We start from the raw sequence: 8819 nt of genomic DNA on the forward strand, positions 1-8819 counted from the left end.
TATTCAGTTTATAGGAAAAGAACGTAAAAAAGTTATTTCTATAGAGATTGCTAATTATTTAAAATTAGAAAATAGGATATTTAACAAATATATTGAAGAAGTTGCCAATGAACTCCACATCAAATTAGAAGGACTCCATAAGGTAAATTCTGTTACTTCGGAAGCTGATGCGTATTATATTTATCTTTGACAATAAGCAATTGATATATTTTAAGTAAACATAACTTTGATGTTTATAAATTGATAGACAGCAACGGAAATAGTAAAAACAAGGATGTGAATTTCAACTCTTCCTAATTGTTCTTACTATTTTTCAACCGTTTCTGTCTATCGCATTTCATCATTCTTTCAATCCGAATTAATTAGGGTACTTTATCGGCATATCTAGTATTTAACCATCAATACCATGACTACTATCGTAAAATCCGTCTTTTATTTTTATTCCGTTCCCTCCCATTGACGATCATTATCTAATATAGAAATCCAAACTTACGAATAGCCTCACTCGCATTAACAACACGCCGATTTGCCATTTTATATACTTCTTCTTCAGAAACTTTGTTGTGACTTCTCCCCTTAGTCTCATTTCTTTCTCATAATAAATAAATAGTGATAAAATAAATATATTGGGAAAGAGAAAAAATAAAGGGGATATAACTTTGTTATTTATTAGTAAAATCTTATTCTGGGTTACTTTTCCATATAAAATTATTGTTCTAAGTTGTTTGAAAATATGGCGTAAAAAAGATTGTTTATTGGTCGTCTCATTCCTCCCATTTATCTATTTCATGATCAAGATTTGGGATGATTCAGATTCTGATCCCCTTTTTTTATCCAATTATTTAGTTGGGTTAGTGTTTTCGATAGTATTTTTTATTTGTATATTAATTTATCTGAATACAAAAAATTAACTTTTCCAGCTCTTGTAGCTGGCTTCTTTTGTTTCTAGCCTAATTATTTTTCTAAAAAGTTATTTGAATAAATACTCTTTTTGAGAGATCTTAGCCAAACCATTTTTTAAATAGCTAGGGATTCTGCGCTAACTTAAACGGCATAACTCAGTTTATACATGGATTCTTTTGATTAATCCAAAGTTGTTTCCAACTCATCCACTGATTCCAAGGTATCCAAGGCATTATTAGATGTACACCTATTCTCATGTGACAAATAAGATAAAAACTGAAACGATAGATATCATGGAGAATTTAAGAAAAAATTCTTGAATTTTACCAAAAAAAGCCACCGGTAACAATCCGGTGGCAAACCCAAAAGAAATCCAGGCTCGAGTTGGTAATTCTAGATTAGTTACTACTATGGATGCTTACGCACATGTAACCAAAAAAATGAAAAATGAAGCTGTTGATATTTTCGCCCAACGTCTGAAAAGATCTTTGATTTAAAATGCAAAAAATTCGCCCAAGTAAAAACTTGGGCGAACATAGGGCGAATATTTTTGAATTTCACAAATTTTGAAAGCTAAGAAACTCCTAAATTCCTTGCTACTTCTTACTTTCTTCCTCATCCATTTTCAGAACGGCCATGAAGGCTTCTTGCGGAACTTCGACGGAGCCGATTTGTTTCATCCGCTTCTTCCCTTCTTTTTGTTTCTCTAAGAGTTTACGTTTACGAGAAACATCTCCACCATAACATTTAGCCAAGACGTTTTTACGCAAGGCCTTGATGTCTGAACGGGCAACGATTTTTTGTCCAATAGCTGCTTGGATTGGCACCTCAAATTGTTGGCGTGGGATTAGTTTTTTCAGTTTTTCAACGATTGCTTTTCCACGTTCATAGGCAAAGTCTCGGTGAACGATAAAGCTTAATGCATCGACTTTTTCTCCATTCAGCAAGATGTCCATCTTCACTAACTTGCTTTTTTGATAACCAGACATTTCATAATCCAATGAGGCATAGCCTTTCGTGCTTGATTTCAATTTGTCGAAAAAGTCAAAGACAATTTCAGAAAGCGGAATATTATAGACGACGTTTACTCGGTAATCATCTAAATAATCCATCGTAATGAATTCTCCCCGTTTTCGTTGAGAAAGTTCCATTACTGCACCGACAAAATCATTTGGGACCATGATCTGTGCTTTGACGAATGGTTCTTCTACATCCTGGATCGTTACAGGTTCAGGAAAATCTGCCGGGTTATCTACTGTAGCAGTCGTACCATCCGTTTTATTAACATGGTAAATAACGGATGGTGCAGTCGTGATCAATTCTAGATTGAATTCCCGTTCCAAGCGTTCTTGGACGACATCCATATGAAGAAGTCCGAGGAATCCACAGCGGAACCCAAAACCTAATGCTTGAGAGGTTTCTGGTTCGAATTGTAAAGCAGCATCATTCAATTGCAGTTTTTCTAAAGCTTCCCGCAAATCGTTGTAACGAGAATTATCAATTGGATAAAGACCACAATAAACCATCGGATTCATTTTTCGGTAACCTGGTAAAGCTTCAGCGGCAGGATTGTCTGCTAACGTTACTGTATCCCCTACTCGTGTATCTTGGACAGTTTTGATACTTGCTGTGATATAACCGACATCACCGACCATCAAAAAGTCTCTAGCAACTGCTTTTGGCGAGAAGACCCCGACCTCTGTAACATCAAATGTTTTGCCATTACTCATCAGTTTGATTTTGTCTCCGGGTTTGACCATACCGTCCGTGATCCGGACATTTAGAACAACACCGCGGTAACTATCATAAATAGAGTCAAAGATCAAAGCTTTTAGCGGTGCATCTAAGTCTCCACTTGGTGCAGGAACATATTCCACGATCTGCTCGAGAATATCTTCAATCCCAATCCCTGATTTGGCACTAGCTAATACAGCTTCACTAGCATCAATTCCGATTACGTCTTCGATTTCTTGACGGACACGTTCGGGATCTGCTGCGGGTAGGTCGATTTTATTGATGACTGGCAGGATCTCCAAATCATTGTCTAAGGCTAAATAAACATTGGCCAATGTTTGGGCTTCGATTCCTTGTGCTGCATCGACCACTAAAACGGCACCCTCACAGGCAGCAAGGCTTCGAGAGACTTCATAGGTGAAGTCGACGTGCCCTGGGGTGTCAATCAAGTGAAATATATATGTTTCTCCATTTTTCGCTGTGTAATTGAGTTCTACAGCATTTAATTTAATCGTGATTCCACGTTCACGTTCCAAATCCATCGAGTCTAACAGCTGATCTTGCATTTCGCGAGACGTCACAGTGTGCGTCATTTCTAAAATACGATCGGCCAATGTAGATTTCCCATGGTCGATATGAGCGATGATCGAAAAATTACGAATCTGCTCTTGGCGTTCTTTCATTTTCTTTATATCCATAGCGTCTCCTCTTTTCATATAATCAGCACTTTCCATTATACCAACGAAAAGCAGTAATTTAAAGAGTTTTTAATTAGTCAGCTATAGAAGTTTTTTTTGTAGAATTTTGCTATACTGTTATCAAGCTAATAAATGGAGATGAAAAAATGGATCAAAAAGATTTTAGAGAAAATCTTGAATTAAAACCGGTCACTCAAGAACATATCGATCAATTCAACGAATTGCTTTCCTATGTGTTCCAAGTGACTGAAGCAGATATCGAGGAAAGCGGGTTTGAGAATAAACGAGCTTTTATCCGTTCCAAAAGACCGATTTTGGAAGTATCGAAAGTGTTCGGATGGTTCCACGAAAATAAACTGATCTCTCAAATCGCTATCTATCCTTGTGAAGTCAATATTCACGGTGCACGTTATAAAATGGGTGGTGTGACTGGAGTTGGAACTTATCCAGAATATGCTAACCATGGATTGATGCAAGATCTAATTATCGTTGCATTGGATAATATGCGCAAGAATAAGCAATGGATCTCTTATTTGTATCCTTACAGTATCCCCTACTATCGGCGTAAAGGATGGGAAATCATGTCTGATAAACTTTCCTTTAAAATCAGAGATACACAGCTACCTAAACAAATCCCAGTAAGTGGTATGGTTGAGCGATTACCAGTTGATCATCCAGACGTATTTTCCGTTTATGACAAATTTGCCCAACAAAACCATGGTGCTTTATTCCGCAGTGATTTTCATTGGGAAGAGTATTGGCGTTTCGAAAATGAAGATGAGCGCACAGCCGCTGTCTACTACGATAGCAACCATGAACCAAGAGGTGTTCTATTCTACTGGGTAGCTGAAGAAATATTTCACGTAAAAGAAATGTTCTATCTTGATCAAGAAGCTCGAAATGGCTTATGGAACTTTATTTCCGCACATTTTTCCATGATTTACTGGGTACATGGAGATATTTATAAAAATGAGCCTTTAGCATTTTTGATTGAAGATAGTCAGATCAAAGAGCAGATCGAACCATATTTTATGGCTCGGATCGTTGATGTAAAAGAATTCCTGCAGCGTTTTCCCTTTGTTGGAACGGCTGATGCTTTTCATTTTATCATTGAAGACCCTGTAGCTCCTTGGAATAATGGTGTCTTCGCTTTAACATGGGATGAACAGGGACAAGTCCGTGTCTTAAATGAACCTATAGGAAAATCCGTTCGACTGGATATCCAAACATTGACTTGCTTGATGATGAATTATCGCCGTGCTTCTTATTTGGCAAGAATCGAACGGTTAGAAACAGATGAAGAAACACTGAAGTCACTAGAGCGTATCATTCCAAACATGGAAGCTTACTTTAGCGATTATTTTTGATAAAAAGGATGATGTTTAGATGAAAATTTATTTTGCCGCACCAATGTTTGCTAAAAGTGATTTGTTATATAACCAACAGTTAGTTAAAGAAATCAGAGAACTCTCTTCTGAGCTTTCGATCTATCTTCCTCAAGAAAATGAAGCAATCAATGACAAAACTGCTTATGCAGACAGTCGAATGATTGCTCTTGCTGACACAGAAAAAGTGTTGGCTAGTGATTTAATGATTGCTTTACTAGATGGGCTGACGATCGATACCGGGGTAGCATCGGAAATCGGTGTGGCTTATGCGAAAGGCATCCCAGTGATCGGCTTATATACTGATACTCGACAGCAAGGCGGAACCCACCCGAAAAAAATCGCTGCACTACAAGAAACAGCTGAAAATCAATTTCACTACCTGAACTTATATACAATAGGTCTGATCAAATTGAACGGAAAAGTGGTTTCTTCAGAAACTGAGTTGCTTTCAGAAGTAAAAAGATTTTTAGATGGAGGGACTTTCAGTGATTAAAGAAATCAAAAAGGTGCAAATAGCTTTACTTGCTTTTGGCATATTCGTTGTCTGCTATAATTTTTATGAATTTATCACACAAAAATATTCGACTTCTCAAGGAATCACATTTATCGTGGAATCTTTATTAGGGATTGCATTGATTTTCATGCCACAAGTCATTTTGAAAGTTTTCAAACTTAAAATACCAGCAGCAATCGTTTTGTTTTACTGGTTTTTCTTGTTCATCTCTGTCTTTTTAGGCACAGGGATGCATTTGATCAGTATCATCTCTTTTTGGGACAAAATTTTACACGCTGTGAGTCCAATGGTCCTGACAGCTCTTGGCTATGGATTGATTGGTTACTTGATGAAAGATGCTGAGATATCAAAAACCAGTCCTTGGTTGTTCCTCTTATTCGGCTTTGCGTTTGCTGGACTTTGCGGCGTGTTTTGGGAGTTCTGGGAATTCTTATGTGACCAATTCTTAGGCATGAATCTTCAACGCTTTGCTGCTTCTGACGGCACACTGTTTGTCGGACGAGCAGCATTGATGGATACGATGGGCGACTTGCTGACAAATACGATAGGTGCTGCCTTGATGGGATTGTTTGCTTGGTCTCAAAGTAAAAAAGATGAGCGTTATTTTGAAAGTTATAAATTAGAAAAAGTAAAAAATATTTAATAAAAGAGATTGTGGCAGAAGCGGGTAGCTTCAAGGAATTTCGACTTATTTTTCGAAGAAGCTACTTCTGGAATTTATTCGGAAAAAGGGGGTGTGACACTAGTTGTGTCACACCCCCTTTTTCTTTCATAGTCTCAATTTGAAGATTAGACGATTTCTTCTAGTTCTTCTGTTTTGAAATGAAGTTGTCCATCAAGTAAAGTAATCGTTACTTTTGATTTAGGCATAACATGCCCTGCAACGATTTCTTTAGCTAGTGGTGTTTCTACTTCCTTAGTGATAAATCGTTTCAGTGGTCTTGCACCATATGCTGGTTCATAAGCATTTTCAGCGATCCACGTTTTGGCTTCATCACTGATCGTCAACAGGATTTCTTGATGTTCCAGACGTTGTGCCAATTGTGCCACCATTTTGTCAACGATACCTTTCACGTTGTCTAGGCTCAATGGTGTAAATAAAATCGTGTCGTCGATTCGGTTCAAGAATTCTGGTTTGAAGTTTCCACGTAATAGCGTGTTGACTTGTTCAGCCACTGCTTCTGGAATCGTTCCATCAGCAGTCACGCCTTCCAGCAGTAACTGTGAACCGATATTGCTGGTCATGATCAGAACCGTATTTTTGAAATCTACTACTCGCCCTTTTGAATCAGTCAAGCGTCCGTCATCTAGGACTTGTAACAAGATATTGAAGACATCGGGATGCGCTTTTTCGATTTCATCCAACAAGACGATTGTATAAGGATTTCGTCTGACAGCTTCCGTTAATTGACCACCTTCTTCGTAACCTACATAGCCTGGAGGAGCTCCGACTAGACGAGACACAGCATGTTTTTCCATATATTCACTCATATCGATCCGTACCATATGATCTTCTGAGTCAAACAAGTTCTCAGCTAACGCTTTCGCTAATTCGGTTTTTCCGACACCAGTTGGTCCTAGGAAAAGGAAAGAACCTAGAGGACGATTTGGGTCTTGCAATCCAGCCCGTGAACGAATTACCGCGTCACTGACCGCATCAACTGCTTCATCTTGACCAATCACTCGTTTATGAAGTGTTTCATTCAATTTAATTAGTTTTTCTCGTTCACCTTCTACAAGTTTCGTTACGGGGATACCCGTTAATCTGCCAACGACTTGAGCAATCTCATTTTCGGTAACGGACTCTTGAACCATCTTAATCTCGCTGTCTTTTGCTTTAGCTTCTAATTCCTTCAATTCTTTTTCTAATTGAGGTATCGTACCATGACGCAATACAGCAGCGCGTTCTAAATCATAGTTATTTTCTGCATCTTCTAATTCGTGTTTTGCTTTATCGATTTCAGCACGTTTTGCTGAAACAGAATTGACTTCTTCTTTTTCTGTTTCCCACTGCATCTTCATCGCATTTGCTTCTTCACGAAGTTCAGCTAATTCTTCTTGCAAATTTTTCAAGCGTTTTTTACTTGCATCATCTGATTCTTTTTTCAGTGCAGCTTCTTCGATTTCCAACTGCATCAAACGTCTAGTAACTTGATCTAATTCCGTTGGCATAGAGTTCATTTCTACCCGAATCGTTGCACTGGCTTCATCGATCAAATCGATTGCTTTATCCGGTAAGAATCGGTCAGTAATGTAGCGGTCAGATAAAGTAGCTGCTGCTACTAATGCGTTGTCATGGATGTTAACACCATGGTGGATCTCAAAACGTTCTTTTAATCCACGCAGAATACTGATCGTATCTTCCACTGTTGGTTCTTTGACTAATACCTTTTGAAAGCGACGTTCCAACGCTTTGTCTTTTTCCATATATTGACGGTACTCATCTAAAGTTGTGGCACCGATCAAATGTAATTCACCGCGAGCAAGCATTGGCTTCAACAGATTTCCGGCATCCATACTTCCTTCTGTTTTTCCTGCCCCTACGATATTGTGGATTTCATCGATGAACAAGAGGATACGTCCATCACTTTTTTTGACTTCTTTCAAGACTGCTTTTAGTCTTTCTTCAAATTCACCACGGAATTTTGCTCCAGCGATCAATGCACCCATATCTAATGAAAAAATCGTTTTATCTTTTAAATTTTCAGGCACATCTTTGCGTACGATACGTTGAGCAAGCCCTTCAACGATTGCCGTTTTCCCTACACCGGGTTCTCCTATCAGAACAGGATTATTTTTTGTTTTTCGTGAAAGAATACGGATGACATCACGGATTTCTTCGTCACGACCGATGATTGGATCCATTTTTCCGCTTTTGACTTGCTGTACTAAATCAACGCCGTATTTTTCTAATGCTTTGTATTGTTCTTCTTGGTTTGGTGAGGTCACTCTTTCTCCTCCTCTCATCTCTTCGATGTTTTTACGCAATTCTTTTTCAGATAATCCGTTTTTATTCAAATAAACAGTTAACGGATAATTTTTTAATTTCATCAACGCTAAAATAACGACTTCCGTTGAAAGAAACTCGTCGCCGAAGCTTTCACGTATTTGGTCTGCTTCATTCAATAATCGAAAGAAATTCTGGCTGAGGTTTTGTCCATATTGGACGTTTCCACCAGAAACAACTGGATACTCATCCAGTAGACGATCAATTTCATGTTCAAAAGATTCGACATCCAATCCGGCATCCGTATAGAAATTTCGACCAAAATGATTAGGTTGTAAAAAGATTTTCCATACATGGGCAATGTCGATATCTTGGTGTTTTCGAGTGACCGCAATCTGTTGAGCTTCAGCAATCGCTTCTTGAAGCGTCGTAGTCATTTTCTCAATATTCATACAGGTATACCCTCCTAATTAAAGGTAAGATCACTTATTTCTTTGATCTTTACAAAAACTATTATATCGCTTTGGTCAATTTTGGGCAAAATATACACATAGTTTTTTGACTTTTTTTCTCGACTTATATAAATCTTAAAAAAACAAAATTGATTGTATGTATATAAAAAAAGAGCCAAACAA

The 8819-nt window shown here is 37.9% G+C and carries 5 protein-coding genes and 1 pseudogene; 4 read left to right on the forward strand and 2 right to left on the reverse strand.

Features of this window, described 5'->3' with window-relative positions; translation table 11 throughout:
• A pseudogene (locus tag RG571_RS11195) lies at positions 1-190 on the forward strand (hypothetical protein); the annotation flags it as partial.
• A 1309-nt stretch (positions 191-1499) separates the two neighbouring features.
• Here the strand turns inward: RG571_RS11195 and lepA are convergent.
• The gene (lepA, locus tag RG571_RS11205) at positions 1500-3335 is read right to left on the reverse strand and encodes a translation elongation factor 4 (protein ID WP_258430400.1); all 1836 of its coding nucleotides are present in this window, start codon (positions 3333-3335) and stop codon (positions 1500-1502) included.
• Between the two features lie 146 nt (positions 3336-3481).
• Here lepA and eis point away from each other — a divergent pair, with 146 nt between their 5' ends.
• From eis to RG571_RS11220, 3 genes are read left to right on the forward strand one after another with little or no spacing between them, the layout of a single operon-like run.
• Entirely contained in the window at positions 3482-4702 is a 1221-nt protein-coding gene (gene eis / locus RG571_RS11210) for an enhanced intracellular survival protein Eis (protein WP_002338765.1), read from the forward strand.
• Between the two features lie 19 nt (positions 4703-4721).
• On the forward strand, positions 4722-5216 hold the full coding sequence (locus RG571_RS11215; protein ID WP_002338766.1) for a nucleoside 2-deoxyribosyltransferase: 495 nt from the start codon (positions 4722-4724) through the stop codon (positions 5214-5216).
• Positions 5194-5880 carry a hypothetical protein gene (locus RG571_RS11220; protein ID WP_002323661.1) on the forward strand — a complete coding sequence of 229 codons (687 nt, stop codon included), beginning with the start codon at positions 5194-5196 and terminating at the stop codon, positions 5878-5880. The genes RG571_RS11215 and RG571_RS11220 overlap by 23 nt, the downstream gene beginning before the upstream one ends.
• Positions 5881-6026: 146 nt before the next feature.
• Here the strand turns inward: RG571_RS11220 and clpB are convergent, their stop codons facing one another.
• The gene (gene clpB / locus RG571_RS11225; protein WP_002338769.1) at positions 6027-8636 is read right to left on the reverse strand and encodes an ATP-dependent chaperone ClpB; all 2610 of its coding nucleotides are present in this window, start codon (positions 8634-8636) and stop codon (positions 6027-6029) included.
• Between the last annotated feature and the right edge of the window lie 183 nt (positions 8637-8819).

Origin of the sequence: Enterococcus sp. FR204 (genome assembly GCF_031143325.1) — a bacterium.
GTDB lineage: Bacteria > Bacillota > Bacilli > Lactobacillales > Enterococcaceae > Enterococcus_B > Enterococcus_B faecium.